25 protein-coding genes are annotated in these 26744 nt (G+C 39.3%); 9 read left to right on the forward strand and 16 right to left on the reverse strand.

Going from position 1 to position 26744, the window contains the following annotated elements:
* Positions 1-69: 69 nt before the first annotated feature.
* Positions 70-2058, forward strand: coding sequence for a WD40 repeat domain-containing protein (locus M595_RS00760; RefSeq protein ID WP_023064055.1), 1989 nt, complete (start codon positions 70-72; stop codon positions 2056-2058).
* Positions 2059-2088: 30 nt separating this feature from the next.
* Here M595_RS00760 and M595_RS00765 read toward each other — a convergent pair whose 3' ends face one another.
* The 3 genes from M595_RS00765 to M595_RS00775 form a co-directional block, all read right to left on the reverse strand.
* Entirely contained in the window at positions 2089-2514 is a 426-nt protein-coding gene (locus M595_RS00765; RefSeq protein ID WP_023063847.1) for a DUF1824 family protein, read from the reverse strand.
* A 240-nt stretch (positions 2515-2754) separates the two neighbouring features.
* Entirely contained in the window at positions 2755-3108 is a 354-nt protein-coding gene (locus M595_RS00770; RefSeq protein WP_023063951.1) for a hypothetical protein, read from the reverse strand.
* A gap of 160 nt (positions 3109-3268) precedes the next feature.
* Positions 3269-3859, reverse strand: coding sequence for a hypothetical protein (locus tag M595_RS00775; protein WP_023063914.1), 591 nt, complete (start codon positions 3857-3859; stop codon positions 3269-3271).
* 354 nt (positions 3860-4213) lie between these two features.
* Here M595_RS00775 and gloA2 point away from each other — a divergent pair, with 354 nt between their 5' ends.
* Positions 4214-4600 carry an SMU1112c/YaeR family gloxylase I-like metalloprotein gene (gene gloA2, locus M595_RS00780; protein ID WP_023064042.1) on the forward strand — a complete coding sequence of 129 codons (387 nt, stop codon included), beginning with the start codon at positions 4214-4216 and terminating at the stop codon, positions 4598-4600.
* Between the two features lie 89 nt (positions 4601-4689).
* Here gloA2 and rpe read toward each other — a convergent pair whose 3' ends face one another.
* Positions 4690-5391 (reverse strand): ribulose-phosphate 3-epimerase, encoded by a 702-nt coding sequence (gene rpe, locus M595_RS00785; RefSeq protein WP_023063873.1) that lies wholly within the window; start codon positions 5389-5391, stop codon positions 4690-4692.
* A 188-nt stretch (positions 5392-5579) separates the two neighbouring features.
* Here rpe and M595_RS00790 point away from each other — a divergent pair, with 188 nt between their 5' ends.
* The 3 genes from M595_RS00790 (at position 5580) to M595_RS00800 (ending at position 8974) form a co-directional block, all read left to right on the forward strand.
* The gene (locus M595_RS00790; protein WP_023063993.1) at positions 5580-5954 is read left to right on the forward strand and encodes a hypothetical protein; all 375 of its coding nucleotides are present in this window, start codon (positions 5580-5582) and stop codon (positions 5952-5954) included.
* Between the two features lie 69 nt (positions 5955-6023).
* The gene (locus M595_RS00795) at positions 6024-7499 is read left to right on the forward strand and encodes an LCP family protein (protein WP_023063956.1); all 1476 of its coding nucleotides are present in this window, start codon (positions 6024-6026) and stop codon (positions 7497-7499) included.
* A gap of 119 nt (positions 7500-7618) precedes the next feature.
* On the forward strand, positions 7619-8974 hold the full coding sequence (locus tag M595_RS00800) for a Na+/H+ antiporter NhaC family protein (RefSeq protein ID WP_238986999.1): 1356 nt from the start codon (positions 7619-7621) through the stop codon (positions 8972-8974).
* Here the strand turns inward: M595_RS00800 and M595_RS00805 are convergent.
* Together M595_RS00805 and M595_RS00810 are read right to left on the reverse strand one after the other, a co-directional pair.
* The gene (locus M595_RS00805) at positions 8934-10130 is read right to left on the reverse strand and encodes a glycoside hydrolase family 10-like protein (RefSeq protein WP_023063970.1); all 1197 of its coding nucleotides are present in this window, start codon (positions 10128-10130) and stop codon (positions 8934-8936) included. The two genes, M595_RS00800 and M595_RS00805, sit on opposite strands and share 41 nt — an antisense overlap.
* Positions 10131-10151: 21 nt before the next feature.
* Positions 10152-11462, reverse strand: coding sequence for a phospholipase D-like domain-containing protein (locus M595_RS00810; protein WP_083492752.1), 1311 nt, complete (start codon positions 11460-11462; stop codon positions 10152-10154).
* A 578-nt stretch (positions 11463-12040) separates the two neighbouring features.
* Between M595_RS00810 and M595_RS00815 the strand changes: the two genes are divergently transcribed.
* The gene (locus tag M595_RS00815) at positions 12041-12475 is read left to right on the forward strand and encodes an FKBP-type peptidyl-prolyl cis-trans isomerase (RefSeq protein WP_023063940.1); all 435 of its coding nucleotides are present in this window, start codon (positions 12041-12043) and stop codon (positions 12473-12475) included.
* Between the two features lie 149 nt (positions 12476-12624).
* Here M595_RS00815 and M595_RS00820 read toward each other — a convergent pair whose 3' ends face one another.
* The 8 genes from M595_RS00820 to M595_RS00855 form a co-directional block, all read right to left on the reverse strand.
* A complete protein-coding gene (locus M595_RS00820; RefSeq protein WP_023064034.1) occupies positions 12625-13911 on the reverse strand; it encodes a DUF389 domain-containing protein in 1287 nt (428 codons plus the stop codon).
* A gap of 80 nt (positions 13912-13991) precedes the next feature.
* Positions 13992-15503, reverse strand: coding sequence for an FAD-dependent oxidoreductase (locus M595_RS00825; protein WP_023063911.1), 1512 nt, complete (start codon positions 15501-15503; stop codon positions 13992-13994).
* Positions 15504-15566: 63 nt separating this feature from the next.
* Positions 15567-16427: an SDR family oxidoreductase gene (locus M595_RS00830; RefSeq protein WP_023063907.1), complete on the reverse strand. Its 861-nt coding sequence runs from the start codon at positions 16425-16427 to the stop codon at positions 15567-15569.
* Between the two features lie 218 nt (positions 16428-16645).
* The gene (locus M595_RS00835; RefSeq protein ID WP_023064038.1) at positions 16646-17677 is read right to left on the reverse strand and encodes a hemerythrin domain-containing protein; all 1032 of its coding nucleotides are present in this window, start codon (positions 17675-17677) and stop codon (positions 16646-16648) included.
* A gap of 290 nt (positions 17678-17967) precedes the next feature.
* Positions 17968-18201 carry a DUF6335 family protein gene (locus tag M595_RS00840; RefSeq protein WP_023063844.1) on the reverse strand — a complete coding sequence of 78 codons (234 nt, stop codon included), beginning with the start codon at positions 18199-18201 and terminating at the stop codon, positions 17968-17970.
* Positions 18202-18377: 176 nt separating this feature from the next.
* Positions 18378-18566 carry a CsbD family protein gene (locus M595_RS00845; protein WP_023063916.1) on the reverse strand — a complete coding sequence of 63 codons (189 nt, stop codon included), beginning with the start codon at positions 18564-18566 and terminating at the stop codon, positions 18378-18380.
* 124 nt (positions 18567-18690) lie between these two features.
* Positions 18691-19848 carry an ecsC family protein gene (locus M595_RS00850; protein ID WP_023064028.1) on the reverse strand — a complete coding sequence of 386 codons (1158 nt, stop codon included), beginning with the start codon at positions 19846-19848 and terminating at the stop codon, positions 18691-18693.
* Positions 19849-20018: 170 nt separating this feature from the next.
* A complete protein-coding gene (locus M595_RS00855) occupies positions 20019-20378 on the reverse strand; it encodes a BON domain-containing protein (protein ID WP_023063882.1) in 360 nt (119 codons plus the stop codon).
* 267 nt (positions 20379-20645) lie between these two features.
* Here M595_RS00855 and M595_RS00860 point away from each other — a divergent pair, with 267 nt between their 5' ends.
* Entirely contained in the window at positions 20646-21686 is a 1041-nt protein-coding gene (locus M595_RS00860) for a YegS/Rv2252/BmrU family lipid kinase (RefSeq protein ID WP_023064017.1), read from the forward strand.
* Positions 21687-21868: 182 nt separating this feature from the next.
* Here the strand turns inward: M595_RS00860 and M595_RS30930 are convergent, their stop codons facing one another.
* Positions 21869-22024 (reverse strand): hypothetical protein, encoded by a 156-nt coding sequence (locus M595_RS30930; RefSeq protein ID WP_023063881.1) that lies wholly within the window; start codon positions 22022-22024, stop codon positions 21869-21871.
* A gap of 287 nt (positions 22025-22311) precedes the next feature.
* Between M595_RS30930 and M595_RS32040 the strand changes: the two genes are divergently transcribed.
* On the forward strand, positions 22312-23094 hold the full coding sequence (locus M595_RS32040; RefSeq protein ID WP_023063912.1) for a TrkA C-terminal domain-containing protein: 783 nt from the start codon (positions 22312-22314) through the stop codon (positions 23092-23094).
* 230 nt (positions 23095-23324) lie between these two features.
* Here M595_RS32040 and M595_RS00870 read toward each other — a convergent pair whose 3' ends face one another.
* Positions 23325-24977, reverse strand: coding sequence for a YcjF family protein (locus M595_RS00870; RefSeq protein ID WP_040483365.1), 1653 nt, complete (start codon positions 24975-24977; stop codon positions 23325-23327).
* Between the two features lie 145 nt (positions 24978-25122).
* Here M595_RS00870 and purH point away from each other — a divergent pair, with 145 nt between their 5' ends.
* Positions 25123-26670, forward strand: coding sequence for a bifunctional phosphoribosylaminoimidazolecarboxamide formyltransferase/IMP cyclohydrolase (gene purH, locus M595_RS00875; protein ID WP_023063891.1), 1548 nt, complete (start codon positions 25123-25125; stop codon positions 26668-26670).
* Positions 26671-26744: the final 74 nt, after the last annotated feature.

The following is a 26744-nucleotide window of genomic DNA, read 5'->3' on the forward strand; positions in this document are numbered from 1 at the left end:
TTTGCATCTATTCAATTAAATATCGACTTTAGGCGGATTATTTTAACACCGCAAAGAGGTAAAATTTAGATGACAATTCCTCCTTATCTTTATCCCCTAGCTGCTCCGCTTTTAATTCCTGTTGCTCGTCAATTGGGTAGACAGTTAATGTCAGTCATGAATGGTCAACGTTCGCCTCATTCTTCAGAATCAGATCTTCCTTCTATTCCTGAACAAGTGAAAGGAGATCCTCGTTATGTTGAGGCTTTAGTTGAATATTCACAACGCAAAGAAACTCGACTTCAAGAGTTTAATACCTTAGAAATAACTCAAGAAGAACGTCGCCTACAAATTCGTCAGCAAGAAATTAATGATCGCCGCGAAATTAGTCGGTTACAACGGGAAATTCTCCGGGAATTACAAGCCAATGAAATCCAGCTTAAACTGCATGAACTCGATGCAATTTGGAACCGAGAAAAATGGTTTTCTAATCTGAGTCGTCAGGAAACAGAACGAATTTTATTAGAAGGACAAGAACACCATCGCTTATTGATGTTTATGGCACCGCCTGATATTAGCGAGGATTGTCCGCTAGGGATGCAAAGACATCTTAAAAAAGATATTGGTAATGGTTTAAGACGGTTTCTCAACCAACATTATCCTCAAAACAGTAAGATGCGTCCAGTTGAGTTTTATGCTGACTATTTTACGCGATCGCTAGGCGATATTGAAGTGCGAAAATTGCAAATGGTATTATCGCCTGTGCCGACATTTATATTATACAGTGATATTAATGATTATGAAGTGCATTTTCACGTCGGATTTTGGGGTCTACAAAATCAAAATGTTTCTCTAATTCCGATTCAACCTTGGAACTGGGAAAAAGCACAAGAAGAATTGATTGCTAAAGGATTAAGTCCGGATCTAGCAATTCGTCAAGTCCGGCAATTAATTGTTACAATTCATCAGCTTTTAGCAACTTTTCTGATTGATTGGTATTATCTCAGTATTGATCCTCACTATCAACCCCATCTGTATAAATTAAGTTCAGAATTTCCGCGAATGTGGGTGAAACCTTATGTTTCAGTTCTCAAAGATTTACAACAGCAACGTCGAGATATTTATCGTCAAGAATTACAAGTTATTGTTCAGAATGATAGTGAACAACAACAGATCAAAACCAAACAAAACCCTCAAAATTGGAATGCTTTTCTCACCTTAACTGGACATTCTGATGTGGTTAATGTGATTGCAATCAGTCCAGATGGTCAGTTTATTGTCAGTGGGGGTTGGGATCATAAAATTAAGATTTGGTCAGTACAAAGCGGACAACTCATCCGAAGTTTAAAAGGTCATTCTAACTCAATTACCGCTTTAGCAATGACACCGGATGGTCAACAAATTATTAGCGGAAGTGTTGATAGTACGATTAAAATTTGGTCAGCACAAACCGGACAATTATTGCAGACTTTAATAGGTCATTCATACTCAGTGAGTGCGTTAGCCGTCAGTCCAAATTCTCAGTTTATTGTCAGTGGAAGTTGGGATAATACGATTAAAATTTGGTCACTCGCCACCGGGGAATTACAAAAAACACTCACCGGACATACTAATTCTGTCAATGCGATTACTATTGATACTGATTCTGAACTAATTTATAGTGGAAGTGTCGATAATAGCATCAATATTTGGTCACTGGCAACGGGAAAAGTTGAACATACTTTTGAGCCATTTCAAACTTATAAAACGGTGGTGATTAGTTCAGATTCTCGATTTGTGGTTAGTGGAAGTTGGGATAATACGATTGAGATTTGGTCACTCAAAGATGGACAATTGATTCAAACTCTACCGGGACATGATCACGATCTTTTAGATTTGGCTGTAAGTCCTGATTCTAAGTTTATTGCGAGTGGAAGTTCCGATCAAACCATTAAGATTTGGTCACTTGAAACGGGTTATTTACTTCGCACCTTAACCGGACATTTTAATAGTGTAAATACGCTGAACTTTAGTTCCGATGGATTATGTTTAGCAAGTGGGAGTAATAATGGAGTGATTATGGTTTGGCGTTGTCATTAAAAAGAATTGATTGTAAGTTTAAAGAAAAGTTTAGATAAATAAATCCAGGGGAAAATGTCCATAGGTGCCGTTCACTCCCGTATCATCGGTAGATTGACAAGACACCAATACACCCCGATATTTTTCAGTGTAGGGACTCACATAGTAAGACTGACTACGACCATTGAACTTGAGGTAAACAGAGCCTTCTATTGCTTCTACAGCGTTGCGATCAAGTGTAATATTGTAACCCAGTTTTTGCAAATATTGTTCGAGAGCGTTCCAGGCTGCATCTAAAGAATCTGCACAAATTCCGAGCATTTGATATTCAGAATTCTGTACTAAAACTTTGAGAGCCGCACAAATCTGATCTGGATTTTTGATCGGATTAACGGATTGAATTTCTGCACAGGTAAAGGCTTCTAGAGTTTGTTGAGCCGCTTCGATAGAAAGGTTGGCAGGTTGTGAAGATGACATATAAATTCAAGTTTTACCCGATTAGAATTCCAGACTGAGGCTATTTTAGACGATTGAGGGGGTTTATTCAAGGGTAAAGTTATGATAAAAGCTTGATGTGAAGCGAGAGTTGATTAACAGTTAGTTGTTATGGGTTTATTATGGGTTGAAGATGTTTAACCCCAATCTATTCAGGTGAAATGAGCAGTAGAAAGAACAAATTAAGAGGGCGGCTATTAACCGCCCAACACCCTATGTGGTTCAAGCAAGAGTTAATTCTCCTGAACGCTCGGCATGATTATAAAAGAAAGGTTGTGAGCTTTTCTCACTGGACTTTCGAGAGGATTCGGAATCAGTTGTTTGTTCGATTTCGCTTTTTGAGACTAACATTGAGTCAGTCGAACGAACGGTCATTTCACCTTTAGAGAGAGCCACACGCCACTGACGACCGATTTTCCAAGCATGAAATTTAACGGCATTCCAACGAGGATTAACAGGATATCCCGAAAATCCAGAACGTAAGGCGGGAATGCTTGCATCATCGAAGGAAGTCAGTACCAATACTCCTTCGGTTAGTTGAACTGTCTTGAATTTGTTTTGCTGCTGTTTCAACACTTCTGGTCACCTCCTTTAAGTTTTGTATCGATTTGATTTAATATACAGTGTAGCCCTGCACTCCACAATTGACCAGCGTAATAACACGGAGAGAGTAGAGACTTTCTATTTGTCTCTACCTACAAAATGTCAGTCCTGTCCGGAAGATTACTGCAAATAACTAAGCTGTTGCATGAGTAATTTCCTGCTTTCGTTGATGCCAGAGTTGCATAACAGTTTGGCTTTCGGGTAAGTCTTCAAACTGCTGGGTTTGCACTTTGATTTCCGGTGTTAGCCGTTCTAAGGACTCCAGAGTGCTACAGTAACGCAGGACTTGTCGCCAACCCTCTTGCCATTGCTGACAGGCTTGCTGACGCTCTCGCAGGGGTCTAAGCCGTTCTTCATCTATTCTCAGTTGCTTGGCTTTTTCACCCCAAGCCGATCGCCATTTTTCAACAGCCGTTTGGTTATACTGGGGGCGATAACGTTTTACTTCCTGGTTGAAGATGTCCCCGAGTTGCTTGAGACAGTCACGATCACGACATTGAGAAATTGCCTCTAGGCCCTGTTCAATCCAAAGTGGCAGGCAGCGATATGACACGAAGATTGCTCCTGACCCTACTATCTTAACCCAAATTTGGTGCGGCCATAACTCTAGATGTTCAATTTGTCGGGGGGCAACACCGAGCCATGCTGAGACTTCTAACCAAACTCGCGCTAATGGCCATTTAGCCGGAGCGATAATTCCCGCTGTGATTAAGTTATTAGACATAATAGATTACACCTAGATTCTGGAGTTTTTATAATGTCCCAAAGCTTCTACATATAGTGTTTGCCGGGATAGTCTGTTTATCTTAACTCTATATCTAGTATTTCGTCTAGTTAATTTTGAACCAATTTTGACAAGATTTGGAGTGTAGGTTTTTATTGAGTAATTTTAGAATTAAGTCTTTAATCATAACATATCAAGTTTATTTTTGCAAAGGTGAGAGAATCCAAAATTTCAGATGTTAGTCTGGACAGGGAACAGTTATCTGTTACGAGTGACCAGTGTTTCATGTCACCCTGAATGAAATGAAGGGTCTTTACAGTGAATAGTGAACTTTTACCAGTGTTTTCTTGATCTATGAAACCAAGTCGAATTCATCACGTTGCAATTATTTGTTCCGATTATGAGAAATCCAAAGATTTTTATGTCAATATTTTAGGATTTACGATTATTGAAGAAACCTTTAGATCGGCGAGAAATTCCTATAAACTGGATTTAAGAGTAGGTCAGCAAGATCAAATAGAATTATTTTCTTTTAACAATCCGCCCCAACGTCCAAACCGTCCTGAAGCTTGTGGTTTAAGACATTTAGCATTTGAGGTCGAAAATTTGGATAAATCCGTCACCGAACTGCAATCAAAAGGGGTTGAAACCGAACCGATTAGAACCGATGAAATCACCGGGAAACGGTTTACATTCTTCAAAGATCCCGACAATTTACCCTTAGAAATCTATGAATATTAATCGAAAAAAAACAGAGGAGCCAGAATCAACCTGACTCCTAAATGGTGTATTTTAAGCTTCAGATTAAGCTTTAATTTTAACGGGGTTTTTTATACAGTTGCTAACTCAGGAGTCGGACGCTTGCTGTTACGAATTCCTGTAATGGCTTCGGCGTAATCAGGGGCTTTAAATACAGCAGAACCCGCTACAATTGCATTCGCACCTGCTTCTAAAACCTGCCAAGTGTTATTGACTTTCAAACCGCCATCGACTTCAATCCAAGGGTCTAAACCGCGTTCATCGCACATTTGACGTAACTTTTGAATTTTGGAAACGACACCGGGAATGAAGCTTTGACCGCCAAAACCGGGGTTAACACTCATAATCAGGACTAAATCACAGAGATCCAAAGAGTATTCAATCAACTCTAAAGGAGTCCCTGGATTAAGCACAACACCCGCTTGCTTACCGAGTTCTTTGATTTGACCTAAAGTGCGGTGTAAGTGAGGAGAGGCGTTGTGTTCGGCGTGAACGGAGATAATATCAGCGCCCGCCTTGGCAAAATCCTCAACATACTTTTCCGGTTCAACAATCATCAAGTGAACATCAAGCGGTTTGCGAGTGACGGGTCGGAGCGCTTCTACGATTAACGGACCAATGGTAATATTAGGAACAAAACGACCGTCCATCACATCAACGTGAATCCAATCGGCGCCGGCTTCATCTACTGCGCGAACTTCGTCTCCCAAGCGACTAAAATCTGCGGATAATATAGATGGAGAGATAACAGTTTGTTTTTTGGACTGGGTCATGGTGTAATATGTTCTCCTACATCTGGGGTTGTATTCAGTGTATCAGAATTTGTTCTGCTGTATGGACGGCTACTGACGAGTTTGATAGATCTAGCCATCAGGGATCAAGATTTTTTGTAGGAAACACCAATCCGAAGCCCAAACTCCCTCGTATGTGATAGAAGGCTTAACGAACGACAGGAGATGTTATGAGTAAGATCGATCCGCTAGACTATCCGGATGACCAACACGTTCGACTGTTTGTTTATTTGGTTCCAGTCATCGGCGTCTTCCCGGCGCTGTGGACTTTGTATCGCCGTCAGGGAACACCCCAACACAGAGCAACCAGTCGCTTGACGGTGATTTTGACTCTAAGTTGGCTTCTGGGACATTTGGCATTAGAGGCAGGCTCTAGTACAACGGAATTTTTAAAGATGCCTCTGTTGTTAAGTAGTAGCATATTGACAACAAGTTATTTTATAGTTTGTTTTGGACTAATGATTCGTCTTTGGCAACGTCAGCCGATCTGGTTGCCGGGAATGAGTCAACTGGCAGAAAAAGTGCTGAAGAAGCATCTGTCTTGAGTCTGGAGACAGTTTTTCACTGTTTTCAGGGATTCATAAAAAAACGTTATTTTGTGTGTGAGGAAGCCTGTGTCTGCTCGTAGAAATCATCATCATCTATTGCGTCAACCGAAAACAACTCAACCGGTTCTCAAAAAACTCTCCCAATCTGGCCCTGGACGATGGTTAGGGTTAGCATTAGGGCTAACGGGAGTGGCGACAATCTCTGCAACCGCAGGTGCATTACTCGCCGTCTCTCTTTCCACGACACCGTTAATGCAGCAAAAGTTGACCGCAGAGGAAGCTGCTGTATTTTCTAAGAACGAAATGGCTCGGGGAAATTTGCGTTTTCCTCAGTTAACTCGCCCGGTGAATATTCTGGTTTTAGGGATTAAGGTTCTCACCTCGGACTTGGAAGATGAATCTCAAGAAGATTTAGGATATCACGCCCTCGTTGATTCGTTTAAAGGGTTATCCGATACCATGCTTTTGGTTCGGTTTGATCCGGCTGAAAAGAAGTTAAAAGTTTTGTCTGTTCCCCGTGATACTCGCACTTATGTTGAGGGAATGGGTATGACAAAAATTAATGATGCAAACTATTATGGGGGTCCGGCTTTAAGTGCAAAAGCAACGAGTGAACTGTTAGGAGGTGTGGGAGTTGATCGCTATGTTCGTGTGAATGTTCAAGGGGTTGAAAAACTGATTGATGCTTTGGGAGGTTTAGATATTTACGTTCCCAAAGATATGAAATATAGCGATGATAGTCAACATTTGTACATTAATTTGGAACAGGGTCAACATCATCTTAATGGCTCTCAAGTGTTGCAATTTTTGCGCTTTCGTCAGGATAGTTTAGGCGATATTGGTCGGGTTCAGCGACAGCAAATTTTAATGCGAGCCTTTATGGAACAGGCGTTAAATGTAGGGACGATTTCTCGACTTCCCAAGCTCGTTTCGATTATTCAGTCTCATATTGACACCAATTTAAGTTTAGAGGAATTAGTCGCTTTGGTGAATTTTGCGACTCATGTGAACCCAGAAAATATTGAGATGTTAATGGTTCCCGGAGAATTTAGCGATCCAAAAGATTATAAGGCGAGTTATTGGCTACCTGACTACAGTCGTTTAGATGCAATTTTAGCGAAACATTTTGACTTTGGCTATGATTCTTGGCGCTTTGAAAATGTTGATAGCCGAGATTTGAGAATTGCAATTCAAGATAGTACAGATGATTGGGATGCGGTTGATGGTTTGGTGATGGAACTCAATGATGATGGGTTCTGGAATGTTAAGGTTTCTAAGCCTTGGACTCAACCTTTAGAAGTGACTCGAATTGTTGCTCAAGACGGTGATACGGAGGGAGCAGAATCGATTCAACGGGCTTTAGGATTTGGAAAAGTGGTGGTTGAAAGTACCGGGTTTTTAGAGTCTGATGTGACGATTCAGTTAGGGCAAGATTGGCTCGAAAAATATGAACAACAACAGCGATTAGAGAATCTAGAAACGGAAACAGAAATAGAAAACCGTGAAGATTCAGAATCGATTAGAATTGAGAACTTCAACTAATTTTTGGGTTCAGGTGCATCACACATCCTCACCTCAGATATCTAATTATTTTGAGCAGCTTAGGAAACAATTTCCATCAGAAAAAGGAGGAAGTTTCTGTTTATATTTGATAATTTTATGTGGCTCAGTATGCAGTCCTCTCTATTGTGATCAACTGCATGGATTTACTCATTACTCTGATTATTTCGTTTGTTTTTTTGATTTTTAGTACCCTCAAAGGGTACTTTATTTTTTATCCTTTACTTGCTTCGCTGTTACTCTGGTTTGTGGTTCTTGTCAGGCGAGGGTTTTTGTTGAAAGACTTGATCAAAATGGCGATCGCAGGTGCGAAAAAGTCTTTTCCAGTTTTTATTATTTTACTCCTAATTGGTGCTGTGACTGCGAGTTGGATGAGCGCCGGAACAGTACCGAGTCTGGTTTTTTATGGTATTCAAATCATTAACCCTAACTATTTTATCCTATTTGCATTCCTCTTAACCAGTTTGGTTTCTCTCTTAATTGGAACATCATTTGGAACGGTGGGAACGATTGGAATTGCTTTAATGATTATGGCGAGTGATAGTGGAGTGAATTCAAATTTAGTGGCGGGTGCGATTCTGTCTGGGGCTTATTTTGGCGATCGCTGTTCTCCGATGTCATCAAGTGCTAATTTAATTGCGAGTGTGACTCAAACTCAACTTTATACCAATATTAAAAATATGCTCAAAACGGGATTCATTCCCTTGATTTTAACGAGTCTGATCTATTTGATTTTATCAAGACTCAATCCGATTCAAATCACCAATAAAATACTGCTTTCGGAAATTATTAAAACTTTCCATCCTCAGCCCCTTTTCTTATTACCTGCTTTTGCTATTTTAATCTTAGCATTTTTTAAAATTGAAGTCAAACTTTCAATGATCATTAGCATCGGAATTGCGAGTATAATTGCTGTATTTTATCAACAATATAGCGTTTCAGAACTATTAGAGTTTATCTTCAGAGGATTTTATCTGCATGAAGCCTCGCCATTACAATCTATTTTAATTGGAGGGGGAATTATTTCTATGGGAAAAGTTGTTTTAATTGTGATGATCTCAACCGCTTTAGCGGGAATATTCGCCGAAACTCATATTTTAAAATTCATTGAACAATTTTTAAAACAAGCCAAATCTCAACAGCATTTGTTTTTAGGTACAATGTTGATTGGTACTCTCTCAGCCGCCTACGGTTGTACGCAAACAATTGCCATTTTACTCACCCAACAATTGGTACAAAAAAGATATCAAACCTTACAACTCAATAATAATCAGTTAGCGGTTGATCTGGAAAATACCGTTGTTATGATTTCTCCTTTGATTCCTTGGAATATTGCGGGATTGGTTCCGGTGACGCTATTGATGAGTGATTTTCACTGTCTTCCCTATGCGTTTTATTTGTATTTGATTCCACTGTTTAACTTGCTCCATAAACCGAAGGACGTAAGGCTGAGTTAGGAAAGAGTCTTTGTAGTTTATTTTGACGTTCTCTTGGGGATTCTTCCGCCCAATTCCACAAGCTTTCATAGAAGAAAAAGGAGACTCCAGCTAGTTCGTTATTCCGGGTTTCTTTGACTTGTTTTTCGATCATATTCATCGGTGTTGAACGGTTTTTTAAGCCGCTTAAAATCCCGATAGCAAAGGGAATATGATCTTTTGCAAGTTCTACTTCTGTCCGTTCTAACTCGGTGGTAAAGCGTTCTAAATCAGGACGATAAACCTGTAAGACAATTTCTTCGATCCAACCCTTTCTTTCCCAAGTAAACCAATCTTGTAAATAAGCAGGTAAAGCAAAATGGAGCGGATTAGGAGAAAGAGAAATAATACACTCTTGATCGATAGCTTTAACGGTTTCAAAAACCCGTTTTACAAATTGGTTAATTTTATCGGCTCGCCATCTTACCCAATAGGTTTCATAAAAGTCTTCCGAGGGTAATTTTCCCTGATGTTCGGCTTGATAAAGACTCACAGTATATTGATCATAACCAAATTCTGAGGGTAAACCAAAATGATCATCAAATTGAATCCCATCAATATTGTAGTTTGTGACAATTTCTACAATTAAATCAAGGATAAATTGTTGAACTTCGGGATGAAAAGGATTCAACCAAACTCGTTCGTCATTTCCCTCTTTTTTAATCAAGGTTCCATCCAAACGACGAGTTAACCAGTCGGGATGTTGTTTGGCTAAATTTGAACTAGCTGGTGCCATAAATCCAAACTCAAACCAAGGGATAACAGTTAAACCTTTTTGATGTCCTTGTTTGACTAATTCTTGTAAAACATCTCGTCCTTTTAACCCGGGTGTGGGGTCGATAGAATGTCCGAAATACTGTTGAGCAACTGCACTCGGATAGAGGGTATAACCGCCCTGCCAAACTGTTGGATAGATCGTGTTAAAATTGAGGTTTTTTAAGCGATTTATAGCGTCTGTAACTCCCCGTTGAGAAAACAAAACCTCGCTATCAATATTTGTGATCCAAACGCCGCGAATTTCCGGCGATGGAGTGGGGAGTGTTAAAGTAGGCTTGAGGATCACGAAAGCAAATAAAAAGCTGAAAATAAGAGTGAGAACTGAATAAATGATTCGCATTTGTTTAAACCCATTTAACATAATTGATAGCGAAGATCAAGATTATAACAGCAAATAAAATAATAACATGACTTTCCCCCGAATTTTTTGCATTAAAGGACGACGCTTCCACTCTTGATAAGTAATACGCTGACTTTCCTGAAAACCATTTAAAAGAAAGTTTTCAATCTTTTCACATAAAAAAGGTTGTGAAGTGGAAAGATTTAACTCATCATTACTCCAAAAACTACGGGGATCGAAGTTCGCGCTTCCCAAGCTAACCCAACAATCATCAATCAACAGAGTTTTAGCGTGCATCATACTGGGTTGATATTCATAAATCTCTATTCCTTCACGCAGTAAGTTTTTATAAAGTTCCCGTGCTGAATAGTGAACAAAGGGTTTATCTGTTTTCGATCCCATTGTTAAAATGCGTACATCTACACCGCGATGTTTTGCATCAATGAGCAGTTTTTGTATATTAGAAAAAGGCAAAAAATAAGGGCTAGCAATCCAAATTCGAGATTGAGCCGCCATTACTAACGTTTGGTAAAGAGCGCGAATAGAAGAATCTCGGTAAGACGGATCTTCACCGGATGTTACTAATACTGTGGGTTGAAAGGTTTGTAATTGTTGAATTGAAGTTTCTTGAGGTAAAGGATTTTGACTAAGATCAATCGTTTTTCCGGAGTCAAGCCAATGTTGAATAAAAAGACCATGAAGACGTTCAACAACGGGCCCTTCAAATTGAACCTCAAAATCAAACCAAGGCGCTCGATCTCCTTGTTCGGGAATACCATCCCAATAGTCAGACATTCCGGCACCACCAATCAGAGCAATTTGATCATCAATTAAGAGTAATTTACGGTGACTGCGTTGGAGATAATCATAAGGTGATCGCCAACTAAAGGGATTGAAAAAACGTACTTCTATCCCATGAATTTCTAAGTTTTTCCAGTATCGTTCAGTCACAGATTTCGCCCCATAACTATCAACAACGACTTGTATTTTTACCCCAGCGTTTGCTTTTTCAATCAGTGCTGTTGCAAAAGCATTGGCTCGTTCACCGGGAGTCATAATATAGGTTTCAAACAGAATTCGATGTTGGGCGCGACGAATTGCCTCTAAACGAGCAGGTTGGATTTCATCTGCTTTCACCCAAAAGTTTTTAACCTCAGCATTACTGATAAAAGAATCAGATAAACTCGCGATTGTCAAGGCGAAATTAGGCGCATTTGTGGAAGGAAAGTTAAAAATTTTGTAGTGAATTCTTCGCCGAAATACACCTTGAATATACAAAACAATGAGGATTACAATTGTCAGACAAGCCCCAATCAACAGAATTATACTCAACCAGTGATCAAACGATAGCATTTGAGTTTATTAATGAGTTGATGATGATCCATGAGTAGTCGCCAGCAGAATAGAAATCTCTAAAGCCTAGAGGATATTGTTCTCAAAATATCATACAACTAATTAAATACGGGCATCAGTTGTAACCCCAGGGAATGCTCATGACTTTATAAACTTTAGCCTTTGACTACTGACTTTCAATGATATCACCAATCTCACTGATCGCCTTCATAATAGCACCGATTCGACTAGCCGCTTTTAAACGAGCATAGGGATCATTGTTTTTGGGAAATTATCTCATAATCGAGCCAGGTATACTAAGATCTAACCCAAGATTGATGCAGTAGTTGTCTAGATGTTAGACAATAGAGTAACGGAAAAGCTTTTTGAGGAGTGTGAAAGTACAGAACTTTTCCGAATGGATATAAGCAATTTAAAAACATAAATTCACAGGCTGTTAGTAGGTGATGAGTAAGAGGAACGCTTGCCCCGTTTCTCGATTGATGATTTTGTTTATAACATCCAAAAAATCGGGCTGCTTTTCAAGACTGTTAATCAAATTAAATTAAAGCAATTTAAAACAATTGGAGGAAAAAGAAATGTCACAGGCTGAAATGGGTAGTAAAGTTAAAGTCCACTACGTTGGCAAACTCGAAAATGGTGCTGTATTTAGTTCTTCGGCGAATAACGAGCCTTTAGAGTTTTGCATAGGAGAAGGAGAGGTTCTCTCCAACTTAGAACAGGCAATTATGGGTATGAATCCGGGAGAATCAAAGATAATAACCATTCCCGCAAAGCAAGCTTATGATTATCCTGATCGAGAATCAACTGTAGTTGTTGAGCGGCAAAATTTACCAGCAGACGCATCAATTGAAGTGGGTCAAAAGGTTTATATTCGTATGCCGAATGTTCATGCTTCAATCCCCGCTATAATTATGGAGATTTCTGAATCAAATGTAGTCCTATCTCTTATGAATTCTTCTTTGGGAGATGAAGACATAATTTTTGACATTCAACTCGTTGAGGTTCGGTAATCATTAAATAACCGAAAGAGGAATGACTAAAAATTAACTCTAGTGCCGTTTTGAAAGTTTCAAAATAGATTTATTTGAGGTTTCTAATTTCTCACATAGAAAACTAGAAACCTTTAGTTTTTGGTAAATAATTACTCCTAATAAATAGGTTAAAATAAAGTGGGCGGAGCGAGAACAGTAACTTCAACTAAAGGCGTGACATTATATCCAGCTTCATTCACATAATTTTGAATTTCACGGGCGAGACGTTCACTAATTTTATCTTTGGAAATCGTTACATCTTGTTCTCTCTGTACATAGAGAATACATAGTAATGTATCTTGTCCTTCAATATTTGAGCGTGTAAAGCGAATATTAGCTTCTACAAGCTTGACTAAGGGATTATCTTCAACAACTTGTTGAATGTCTGCGGTAGCCCGTTGAGCGCGACTTGAACGTTCCAAAGCAGGTGTATTGAAAAATTGCCAATTCAACAGTCCAACTAAAGCCAAAGTGGTGACTCCTAAAGTGATCGGAAATACCCATTGTTTGCCTCGATTATAACGCGCTCCTTTTGAAGATAAACCTCCATAAAAACGAAACAAAATTGCCGCTGATAAATTAATTCCGACCAGTTGCAATATAATTAAAAAAAGACTCCCGATCAAAATATCCATTCTTCCGAGAGACATCGCCATACCTGCCGTTCCTGCTGGAGGAGCGAGAGAGGCAGCCACGAGCATTCCTGTAGCGGCTCCTGATACCAAACTACTGCGTTCTGACTGCATTAAATTAATCGCTCCTGCCGCTCCTGCTGTAATCGGAAGTAACACAGCAACTGAGGAGATTTGACTGTTCGTTAGCATCAAGCTAGTAGGGATTTCTTGACCGAGAATTAAACTCAATATTGCTGCTACAAAAATCGTGACAATAATTGCTACAAAATAACGCAATAAACTCCGCCATAATAATGTTAAATCTCCTCTCGCCGTAGCGATCGCCACATTCATTGCCGGCCCCGCAAAAGGAGCAATTAACATCGCCGCAACCAACAAATAATTAGTATTTGTAAATAAACCAATCCAAACTACAATTCCGGCGAGTCCCGCATAACCCAAAAATCCTCGCCAGGAGCCTACACTTTGTATGCCTGCGAGGAAGATTTCTATAGGACTACGTTCTTGTACTTCTTTGATTTGTTCCGGTGCTTCGGAAGCGGGAGGACGGAGTGCAATAATACCATGAGGAACCAACGTAACGTGTAAATGAGGAATATTTTCTAACTGGTTGAGCAGACTTTCAATTTTTTGATTGGAGACATGAATTAACACTAATTCTTGTGACTCTTGGTCATCAATTACGGCAAACCGAGCGAGGTTAACCCCCTGATGAGATTGAGCAATACTCAGAACTTGTTTTCCCTGACCGTTTGGTACTTGAACCCATAACTGACGCATTTATCAACCCTTTTATTTACCCTTAATTATCTTGGAGATTACTCAAATTAAGCAACCTCCAACTCTGTAGTTTTAGATGATTAGTATTTTTTCAAATCACTAACAGCAGGAGCTTGAATTACTTCTCCTTCACAGTTAAACCGAGCGCCGTGACAAGGACAATCCCAACTTTTTTCAGCCGGATTCCAAGAGACAATACATCCCAAATGGCTACATACAGCAGACACTTGATGTAAAGTGCCGGACTCATCTCGATAAGCACCTATTTTATCACCATTTACGGTGACAACTTTACCTTCATCGATGCCCACTTTTTCAGGAGAATCTAACAGACCTTTTAAACGATCACCAACCCAGTGCATACCAACATCAAGATTTTTCTTAATTGATTCTTGAGTCACAAATGGTGTGGGACGAGTGGAATCATATAGATTAGCCCAAGGATTTTCTTTGCCTAAAATCAGGTCAGATAATATCATCGCTGACATCATTGACTTACTCATTCCCCACAAACTAAAACCTGTTGCGACATAGGTATGATTATTCATGGGAGTTAGCTTACCAATATAAGGAAGTTGGTCAAAAGAAACCATATCCTGAGTTGACCATCGATAGGCAATTTCTTCAACTTCAAAGGTCGAATAAGCATAATCTGCCAGTTGTTTGTATAAGACTTCTGTATCATCAACTTCACCCACTTTATGTCCTTTTCCCCCGATTAAAAGTAATGTTTTTCCTTCGTGGGGAGTGGTACGAATGGAGTGATAATCTTGACCCGAGCCAATAAACATTCCTTGTGGATCTTTAGCAGGATCGATCCAGGCTCCGATTAAATAAGAGCGTTTAGGATAGGCTTTTGCAAAATACAATCCTTGATCTAATATGGGTAAGTTTGTGGCAACAATGACGTCTTGAGCGGTAACAATACAACCATTTTCTGCAATGATTTTACAAGGTTGTTCACCTTCAACGGTTTTGACTCGAGTTTGTTCAAAGATGTAACTCCCTTCGCCCTGAATGGTTTTAGCTAGATGTAAAACGAATTTTCGGGGGTGAAATTGGGCCTGATTTGTAAATTTTACGGCTCCGGCGATCTCAAAAGGTAAGCCTGTTTGTTGAACGAAAGAAGCGGGTAATCCTAATTTAACTGCGGCTTCATATTCGGCTTTTATTTTGTCTAAATTATCTAGAGAAGCTGCAAAGGTGTAGATGTCTTTCCGTTCAAAATCACAGTCTATTTGCTCACTTTGAATAAGACTTGCATATTGTTCAAGAGCAGCTTGATTAGATTCACCATACAAACGTGCTTTTTCTTCGCCATGCTGTTTAATTAAATCTGCGTAAATTAGCTGGTGTAATGAACTAATTTTAGCAGTTGTATGTCCGGACACGCCAGCAGCAACTTGTTCAGCTTCTAAAACAGCGACGGTCTTTCCCGCTTGTTTGAGTAATTTTGCCGCTGAAATTCCCACTAAACCTCCCCCAACAATTGCAACATCTACGGAGATATTTTGAGTGAGGGAAGGGTAGTTAGATGCTGATGTAGAATCGATCCAAAAGGATTGAGATTTTTTAGGTAAATGATGACTCATAATTATACGCTTTCTGACTAAAAGATTCGATAACAAATCCCGAATCTAGTTCAATGAATTTATTTATGCGCCGACGACAACACCGCCATTTGGATGCAGAACTTGTCCCGCCATATATGAGGAATCTTCTGAAGCTAAAAAGACAAAACAGGGAGCAACTTCTTTCGGCTGACCTGGACGTTGCATCGGGACTTGCTTCCCAAAGTTACTCACGTCATCACCCCCAAAAGCATCAGGAATAAAGGGAGTCCAAATCGGGCCAGGAGCAACCCCATTCACGCGAATTCCTTTTTCAATTAAAGGTTGAGAAAGTGAGCGAGTAAAGGCTAAAATAGCACCTTTCGTAGTAGAATAGCTTAATAAGGAAGCATTGCCTTTGTAAGCATTAATGGAAGTAGTGTTGATGATTGTGCTACCCTCTTTTAAGTGAGGCATAGCTGCTTTGGTGAAGTAAAACATCGAGAAAATATTGGTTGCAAAAATGCTACCGAGTCGAGCTGAATCAATATCTTCAATGCTCGGTTCATAATATTGTTCCGCAGCATTATTTACAAGAATATCTAACTTGCCAAATTCATCGATAGTTTTTTGAACGGCTTCGTGACAAAAGCTTTCGTTGCGAATATCACCTTCAATCAATAAGCAACGGCGACCTAAATCTTCAACAGCTTTTTGAGTTTCTTTAGCGTCGTTGGTTTCATCTAAATAAACAATGGCAACATCGGCGCCTTCTTTGGCATAATAAACCGCTACCGAACGACCAATCCCACTATCACCACCTGTGATTAAAGCAACTTTATCTTGCAGTTTACCACTGCCTTTATAATTAGGATCATCATATTCAGGTCTTGGAGTCATTTCTGACTCTAATGCAGGTTGTCTATCTTGAGATTGAGGGGGAATTTTATTGGGTGTAATTGTCATAAATAACTCCTAAAATTTCAGAGGGTTTATTTGATTTTTTGTGTTGCAGAAAAAAAATGAGAATATTTAGAAAGCTGAAAAATTAATATAAGATGAGATATTAACTTTCCAGCTTATTGACTCAGATCGCAATAATTAGGGTTGAGATGTACTGTTTTTTACCTGAACTGTTAAATAATTTTAACAACGTAAAAAACAGACTTTTCTAAAATTGATAATTACTGCATTTGATTTTGCAAGCGTTTCTTCGCTTCTTTAAATTCAGTTGCCATTTGCTCACGTTGACTATCATTCATATTTTTCCGCATCGCTGCAAACATGGTGCTTTCTTCTTGACGAGTATGATCGCCAACCATATCTTTAACGCGCTTCACCATCGCTTGAAAAGCCTCTGCATTGGGTTCGCTTGCTTTCATTTCATTGAGAACTTTTTCGAGTTCGGCTTGCTCGTCATAAAGTTCTTGGGTATCACCATCGCCATAGAAGGAACGAATACGGGGATAAACAACTTCTTCTTCAGCTTTAGCGTGAGCAACTAAATCTTTATAAAGTTGTCCGAAATACTCCCGAATTTTGTTAGGATCTTGAGTTTTTTCGATTTCACGAATCAGGGTTTTTGCCTTTTGATGATCCATGAAAATCAGGGTCAAAATATCCATATCGGAAGCGTCAGAAGCTTGAGTAGTAGCACTTCCAATTACACCCGTCATGGCTGCTAATGCGTCTTGAATTTGTCCCCAAATACTATCATCAGGCTCTTGACCTGTGAGTTCGCGAGTACCTAAATATTCTAAAATTCCTTTTAGTTGCTCTTGATGAGCGCGATTTTCAAAGTTAACAGCATTTAAAGGTGCGAGAGCTTCTTTAACATCAGCACCCACAACTTGTGCCGCTTTGTGAACCACTAAACCCGACAGAACTTGACCATGCTTAAGCAGCTCATGTTGAGCCATTTTTTCATATAAACTCAAGTCGGAACCTTGCATCATTTCCTGTGCTTGGTTCACCATTTTTTGAACTTTGTCTTTGGGTTCAGCCGGATTTCCGTACTGAGTAATTGTTGTTTCAATAATGCCCAGATTTTTCTCGTCATCTTCAATCATATCTTGCAAACGACTACGAATATCATTGTCGCTGCATTCTTGAATAAATTGACGTTCACTCATCAAAATTAAATTTTGAATAGCTCGCATATCTGCTAGCTTTTGAGCAATTGTCGCTCGTTTGGTATCAGTTAATGTGATAGGCATTGTTTTCTCTCTCGTACACTGGATCTGTAAAACCTATCTTTTATAATTACGCAGCTCTAGGAGAGATTCATCTTCCTTTTGATATAAGTTCAAAAATGCTTTTATGAATAGGTAGTGATTACTAGAATCTGAAAAAACTGAAAACTAAACTTTGATCATACCAAACTCTCTACAAAAATAAATAGTAATATTATTATTGTTAATTTCAGAATCTATAAAATTATCGGGGTACTCACGACAGTACCCCGACAATACTGATATTTTATTGAGTTACAAAATGAGCGAATTAATTAATGATCTTCTGCCGAATCTGGATCAAGTTGCCATCGTTGTTCATCTCGTTGGTCGAGTTTTGATTTAACTTCTAGCGGCTTAGTATCGGGTGTATCAATTCCCACTGCATCGGCTAGACTTTCTGTATCATGACGTTCAGGAACTGCATCCATTGCCTCGGCTACAGGTGTATCTGGAATCACTTTAGTTTGATATTGAGGAAGATTTTGATCGGAAGATTCAGTTGCCATTATTGACTCCTTGAATATGAATTCATCATTTGCATCTGGAAGAAAACAGGAAGTAATTTTAATTAATAAGTCCCCCGACCTTCTGAGTTAAATTCACATTTCCAGTGAAAGCCCAGAAAACCGGGGGTCAAGCCACCAACCAGAGCAATACTAACTTAATAGAACCACTCTATAATTTAGCGATTCTCAATTTTTTGCTTTGCCGCTTCTTTTACATTTTCTACTGTGTGTTGTGCCGCGGCTTCTGCTTGCTTTTCTTTACCTTCTGCTTGATCTTGAGGATCGCCTGTAATATTTCCTAATGCTTCTTGGGCTTTACCCTCCATATTTTTCATCGTAGCTTCTACTTTATTTTCGTTACTCATAAGTAAAGATCTCCTATTCTTTCTTTAGCAAAGACTTTTGCTAACTGTTCACAGTATATCGAGTCTATATCTATCCTACTTCTACCGCAGGATAGATTCATTGACCCTATCTTAAGAGAGATGGTTATGATGGTGAAGCTGAATTCAATTGAGTTTGATAGTTTTTCTCGATTTCATTCAGACTTAAATCAAATTTCTCAGCAATTGCCTTTAAAACTTCCCGTTCTTGTGCTGTAATCACACCATCACTTTGAGCAATTCGATAACATTGCATTAAGGTAGAAGGTGCAAAATCAGGATGAAGTTGCTGCAATAAATCATCTAAAGGCTGAGGAGTTTTTAGGTGATTTTCAATGGTTTCGGCAGTTTTAGAGTTAAAATTTCCTTGCTGTAACAATTCTGAAATTACATCAGACCAAGATTTTTCAGGAGAACTTGCCAACACCGCATGAACCATAATTTGATCCATGATTGCTTCTTGTTCTGATGCTTTTTGAAAATAGTTTTCCTGTTCTTGATAAAACTCAGCAGGCGTTAATTTTGTGCCATCGGGTTTAAGTTTAGCTTCATAAAACCGACAAGCAGCATAACCGAGTCCATACAGCATAACGGCGTTAGAAGAAGCCCCGACAAATGCACCAATACCGGGAATAACTTCAATCACACCAAATCCTACTTTTAAAGCACTTGAACCGCCCAAAGATAAGCCAAAAATTCCTAAAACTTCTCCCCGACGTTCGGCATCATTTAGATCAAGACCATAAGCTGCGGCAATTTCATAAATCATTTCCGCTTGCAGTCGAGTTGTTGTGGCTAAATCGATCGCAAAAAGTACGGCAGCCAAAGGAGGAATAAAGTTAGTTGCTAATCCAATTCCTGCACCTTGTACTGACTTTTCTACCATAATGCGGTGAGCAATTTCAGCAGCAGTTTCATTGGGGTATTTTTGCCGCAATTTTTCCACATTACGTTGGGCTTCTTCAATATTGACTTGACCCAACATTACTTTTAACCAGTCCGCCCCTAATAGTTTTGTAATCGATTTAACGAGGGGATTTTCTGCGATCGCTGCCATCGTATCTCCTGTTCCTTGAAAAACCATTTCAAGAAGGTTTTGAGCCTGATCTGCCCCGGCTTTAGCGACTTGATTTGCTGTCTCTATCGTGGTATCAATTACCTTCCTTAAATCTGATGTCGTTTCATAAATACAAGTTCCAAGATCGGAGTGAGAAGACGCTGCATTTTGAGAGCGATCAGATGAAGTTTGTTTGGATTCTGCCATGGTCATTTGGATTGATAATTTTCTAGAGTATTTAAAGCTTATAGATTAGCCAATTTGAATGATAGAAGAATCAAGACAAAATCGTCAATATAACCTATCTACTTTTAAAAATAGAATAGCACTATCGAGCCAACTTACTACGACAGTGCCTAGTTTTTTGATAAATCTTGTTAACTAACGGTAACTTGAGAAGTGTCAACGCTACCCGCACCATCAACTTTTTTAGCCACAGAAACCACTTGATCTAAAACATCTTGACTGGGAACTGTTCCTTTCAGAACCACCTTGCTACCTGTCTGAGCAACCCAAAGCGTTTCAATATCATCAATTGCCGAGTCTTGATCAAACGCATAAGCAACTCGTTTGGCTAAACCACTTTCATCATATTCTCCATTCAAACCCACTCGTTCGGAGGGAATTGATCCGCCACCTGTAGATGCAGGAGCTTGAGCAACTGATGTTTTTGTCGTTTTTGACTTCCGGGCTTTTTCTTCTTCGTCTCTACCAAATAATCTACCTAACCAGCTCATATAATTTACTCCAAAGATTACTAAACTCAATTAAATCCTAACTCTCATCCTATCTTAGTAATCTTCAAATTATCCTCTACCCATTGGCTGAATTTCTTGAATTTCTTTCTATTTCCTGAGATAGATTGTTTATTCTAACGATATCAATTAGATTTTACTTCTTCAGAGTGTCATTTTTTTGCTATGATTAGACACAAACTTAAAACTTGAAAAATAAGATCTGATATTATATTGTTTAATTTTATTAAAAGACAGGAGTAAATTTTTATGTTTTCTTCGGCTTGTTTAATTTTTAATCCGGTCGCAGGTCAGAGTGATTCCGAGCAGGATCTATCAGAAATTAAGCGTCATTTAGAGCCTCATCTTAATTTAGAGATTCAATTTACCACCGAAGAAATATCGGCTCAACAATTAGCTCGTGAAGCCCTGGAACGAAATGCAGAATGTTTGATTGCTTCAGGAGGAGATGGTACTGTTTCTCAGGTGGCGGGAGTTTTAGCGGAAAGCGATGTTCCTTTAGGAATTATTGCCCGAGGAACGGCTAATGCCTTTGCAAATGCTCTTAATATTCCCCAAAATATTGAAGATGCTTGCAAAACAATCTTAGGAGGAAAACGACGAGTTGTTGATCTTGGAAAATGCGCCGGAAAAACCATGACACTACTCGCAGGTGTAGGTGTAGAAGCGGAACTGGTTGAGGATGCAGACCGAGAAGCTAAAGATCGTTTAGGAATGCTAGCTTACTTTTTCTCTGCCTTTAAACAGTTGCAAAAATTTGAAATTTTTCAAGCTACATTGGAAACAGATGATCAGATTATTGAAGTTGATGCAGCCGCAATTACTGTTGCAAATGTAGCCCCTGCTTCTTCTATTTTAGCTCAAGGCCCAGCAGGTATTGTGATGGATGACGGCCTTTTTGATGTGACAATTATTGCTCCAACAAATCGCCGTAGTGCGGTAGCTGCATCCTATCATTTACTCCAGTCTGCCATTCACGAAGATGGTGCCGAACGGGATGATATTGGTTATCTACGAACTCAACGAATTAAAATCACTACACATCCCCCTCAAAAAGTGGTTTTAGATGGAGAAATTATTGGAGAAACACCGATTGAACTAGAGTGTATTCCTCGTAAATTAGCTGTAATTGTTCCGGATAAGTTTTCCTCAGAACAGCCTCAAAAATTAGAAGGATTGCCGGGATTAAAAATCCAATCAAAGAGCAGTGAATCTGTGGATAAAAGTCAAACAGAAAAGAATGAAAGTAATATAGATGTTTTGATTTTAGATTATCGAATTACGGATTAAATCAGGATTAAAATCAATATTGCATTCTTAACACTAGATCAATTTTAACTTATAATTTTACTGCTGTACTTTTTACGAACTTATATAAAAAAATTTACCTATTATTTGGATAAAAGGTAAATAGGTTAATCATATTTTTTTATATTATGGAAATCTAGCTTGATTGCTGACCTCAAAAAAATTTATTGATTATTCTCTAATTCTATAGATACCGCTTGAGCAGCTTGTAAAAGTAACAGAGCAAAAGCAGTTGCATCTTCAGCAAACTTTTCTTTGTCTACTCGTTTGTCAGAAGCTGGATTAGCTAACATTCCCTGAGCCACCATTAATGTTGCCATTTATAATTTAGTCAGATTTTCTGATTTTAGATGATTAGGTAATCTTTGATTATTCTCGCTCATATTTACCTCTAGTTTTAGTTTCACTAGGTTAAATAAAAATACTATAGTTTAACATCTATCATTTGAGAGATTCTGCTTTGAGTTTGAATTTGAGTGCGATATCTGAATCTCAAGTCAATTGAATAGATAGACAATTAATCTTTCAAGCTTTGATCATGTTGAGTTTGAGATATCAGGGATTTTACTTTATACTTCTATGTTGAAGAACTGAAGGAAGAAGAAAATTGCCAGCAATTGTTTCATTATTTGTTGCAGTGACATTATCTTTATTGGTAACTCGAATTGCTTCCGAAGCACTAACCCTCACAGGCTTGTCTCGGCAGTCTGCTCGATTTCAAGCTCGTTCAGCGTTTACAGGTTCCGGTTTTACAACTCAGGAGTCTGAACGAGTCGTAAATCATCCGGTACGACGACGAATTATTATGTGGTTAATGTTCTTAGGAAATGCGGGAATTATTACCGTTATTTCTTCTGTTGTTCTGACTTTTGTGACCACCGCTCGCTCTGATCAATGGTTCTTAAGATTTATGCTATTATTCTTAGGATTAGCTTTGCTTTCTTTAGTCATTCAACATCGAGGATTTAACCGATATCTTAATCGACTGGTGAGATGGGCATTGCGAAATTGGACGAATTTAGATGTGCGAGATTATGCAAATTTACTGCATCTAAAAGGAGAATATCGGGTTATGGAATTGCTAGTTAATCCTTCCGATTGGCTGGCTAATAAACAACTTCATCAACTGCGGTTAAAATCAGAAGGTGTGATGGTTCTCGGAATTGAACGAGAGGATAAAACCTATGTGGGTGCGCCGAATGGATCGACTTATATTCGTTCTTTTGACTTGCTCATTCTTTATGGTCGTAAGACGGCTTTATTAGAACTTGATTCCCGTCGAAATGATTTAACAGGCGAAATTGCTCACGAAAAAGCAGTAAGAACCCAACAACATCTCATGAACGAACAAGCTGAACAAGAGGTTCTGTCTAAGGATAGTTTAACATAAAGATCAAAAAACGTTAACTCACCTAGACGATTATTAACCGAATTTAACACAAAAAAATACTGAATGTCCTTTACAAAAAGAAAAGGACATATTTGATCAAGATGATGTTACTGCGAGCTTAAAAATGATGCAATAAATACTAAATTTAGTCGGTTATAGTATTATCTTTGCTCGGAGCATAGTTCAAATAGAAAATGAATTATATTCGAGAAAAGCAGATGATTCAAGACTTACCAATCCTCTCGCTTGTAATCTCGATCATGCCAATCATTTTCAAAGGGATTAACCTTTTTGAGTTGAACTGAGGGTTGATATTCCGGTTGCGATTCATCTTCATAATCATCATCATCATCTTCCTCTATTCGTGATGAATTCAAGTTTAAGGGTTCAATCACACGGGCAATAGCATCTTGAATAAAACTTTTAACAAACTCATCTTTTCGAGTCAGTTTAAACTGTCGTTGTACGACTTCCGCTATTCCCCCATCTCCCCAATCTTGATCTTGGCGGAAATATTCAATAAAACTTCTTCCCGCAATTCGAGTTAAATAAGCAGCCGTTACCGCTTGAATTCCCTTTCCAATCACAATCGTTCCAAAATGAAATTGTAGGGCGGTTGCCACCAATTGAGTCGCCCCTTGAACCACACCCAAACTCGCTAAGGTTTTTGCTAAAGAAAGTGCTAATTCTCGTCCTCTTTCTAAATTTAATTCACAGCCATAAATCTTGCCAATTTCTACCACCATTTGCGCGTTAACTGCCGCAGTTGCTAACAAGTCAACCACAGGTAAAGGCGTTACTGCAATCACTCCGGCCCCTATCCATTGAAACCGTTCAACAACTTTATTGGCTTGGCGACGGCGTTGAGTATCTAATACATTCCGGGCTTCTTCACCCAAACGTTGAGATTGTAATAAGATATTATCCGCGATTAAATCTTCCCCTTCTGCCCGTAAAACTTTCGCCATTCGACGGATTAACGGCATGATATCGGGTTCGGGTTTAAACGGTTCTCCCGTATCCAAAATAACGGCTTGAGGATTAGCCGCCACCCTAACAATATCTTCTGATGAAATAAACGTTTTTACCCGTTCTTCTAAACGAGAAAGAATAATATTTTGGTCATCTTCAGTATACCGATCAATTTTATTAAAAACTAATAGCGATCGCTTACCAATTTCTGCTAAACTATAAAGAGGTTGATATTCCGATTGTCGCAAATCGTTATCGACTACAAATAATAATAAATCCGCTTCGGTTGCTAACGTTCGTGCTAATGTTCCCCGATGAGAACCGGCTTCCCCTGCTTCTAAAATTCCCGGTGTATCGGTAATTAAAATCTCTCGTTCTAAACCTTTAAATTGTAAATGATACGTTTCCCCTACTTCTGTTGTTCCCATTGGTGCATTCACTTTACCAACCATCCGCCCCATTAACGCATTTACAATAGAGGTTTTTCCGGCCGAACCCGTCCCAAAAATCACAACTTTAATATTACCCCGAGATAGAAATTCTTCGATTTCATCTGTTCGATTAATAATCGCTTGACGGGCGACTTCATCTTGAATTTGATGAACCTGTTGGCGAATGGTTTTTAAAGATTCTTCAGCCGCTTCTGTTTTATCAACCGGAACCCGCAAATTTGCAGCCCGTCTTTTGCGAGATTTTCGATTTTTTTTGAATAATCCGGTATAATAAAAGAAGGCAAAAATTAACAGCCCCAACAACACAAAAATCAACAGCAAAAACAAATTGGCGAAGATGGGATGAGCAGACCAAGCGATTTGACTGTATAATCCAGAAATGGAAGTCACCAACCAAATCATCAACCCCAGAATCAGACAGAAGCCGAAAATCAGAAGCAGAAAGCGAGATACAGGCATAACAGAAGGTGCGAAAACCGCAGCAGGTAACTTTCGATTATTTCCTATGTTAGCGGCGTTTGAATCTAACTTGCGAAATAGATGAGGTATAAAGCAGAATCAATGGCAAAATAGTTAAGTTGTCTGCTAGTTTGGAGTTTGCATCATGGCACGTTTGGCTCTGTTGAGTACATCCGATAAAACGGGATTGATTGAATTTGCCCAAACGTTAGTAAAAGAGTTTGAGTTTGATTTAATCAGTAGTGGTGGCACTGCAAAAGTCTTGAAAGAAGCAGGTTTATCGGTTACTAAAGTCTCTGATTATACAGGATTTCCGGAAATTTTGGGGGGACGAGTCAAAACCTTACATCCGCGTATTCATGGGGGAATTTTAGCGCGTCGAGATGTTCCCGAAGATTTAAAAGAGTTAGAAACTCATGAAATTCGCCCGATTGATTTAGTGGTTGTGAATCTTTATCCCTTTGAACAAACGATAGCAAAAGAAGGCGTAACTTTAGCAGAAGCGATTGAAAATATTGATATTGGCGGGCCGACTTTGTTGAGGGCATCGGCAAAAAATTACGCCCATTTAACGGTATTATGTAATCCCGAACAATATCCCCAATATTTAGAACAATTCCGTCAAAATCAAGGCGATATCTCTTTAGAATTTCGTCAAAATTGTGCGTTAAAAGCCTTTCGTCATACCGCCACTTATGATCAGGCAATTTCCGCTTATTTACAACAACAAGAAACCCCGAAAGATACGCCCCTCCCCGCACTTTATAGCCTCAGCGGTACCGAATTACAAAGCCTGCGTTACGGTGAAAATCCCCACCAACCCGCAACCTGGTATCAAACCGGAACCGTTGCGACGGGATGGGCGGCCGGAAAAATCCTACAAGGTAAACCGTTAAGTTACAATAATTTAGTTGATTTAGAAGCAGCTAGGCGGATTATTTCCGAGTTTCCAGACGAACCCGCAGCAGCCGTTTTAAAACATACAAACCCCTGCGGCGTGGCGATGGGAAATAGTCTTTCAGAAGCCTATAAAAAAGCCTTTGCAGCCGATTCTGTTTCCGCTTTTGGGGGAATTGTCGCGTTAAATCGTCCTATCGATGCCGATACCGCCACCGCATTAACAACAACCTTTTTAGAATGTATTGTCGCCCCCGGTTGTACGCCCGAAGCCGAAGAAATTCTTCAGAAAAAGTCCAAACTGAGAGTGTTAATTTTACCCGATTTAATCCGGGGGCCATCGGAAACCGTTAAAGTAATTGCGGGGGGATTTTTGGTGCAAACTTCCGACGATGCGGTGGAAAATCCCCAAGACTGGAAAGTGGTAACAGAAAAACAACCCACCCCTGAACAATTGGCAGAATTGTTGTTAGCCTGGAAAGTGGTTAAACACGTTAAATCTAACGCCATTGTTGTCACCAAAAACCGGACAACGTTGGGGGTTGGCGCCGGACAAATGAACCGGGTTGGTTCGGTTAAAATTGCCCTAGAACAAGCCGGAGAAAACGCCAAAGGGGGATATTTAGCCAGCGATGGATTTTTCCCGTTTGATGACTCAGTGAGAACCGCAGCAGACGCCGGAATTACCGCTATTGTTCAACCGGGGGGAAGTGTAAGAGATGAAGATTCTATTAAAGCCGCCAACGAGTTAGGCGTGATTATGGTATTAACTGGAATGCGTCATTTCTTACACTAATTAAAAAGCAGGATGGGTTAGCGTGAGCATAACCCATCAAGTTGAAACCTCTTGTGATCTTTTAAATGTGCTAT

The sequence above is a fragment of the Lyngbya aestuarii BL J genome (assembly GCF_000478195.2).
Lineage (GTDB): Bacteria > Cyanobacteriota > Cyanobacteriia > Cyanobacteriales > Microcoleaceae > Capilliphycus > Capilliphycus aestuarii.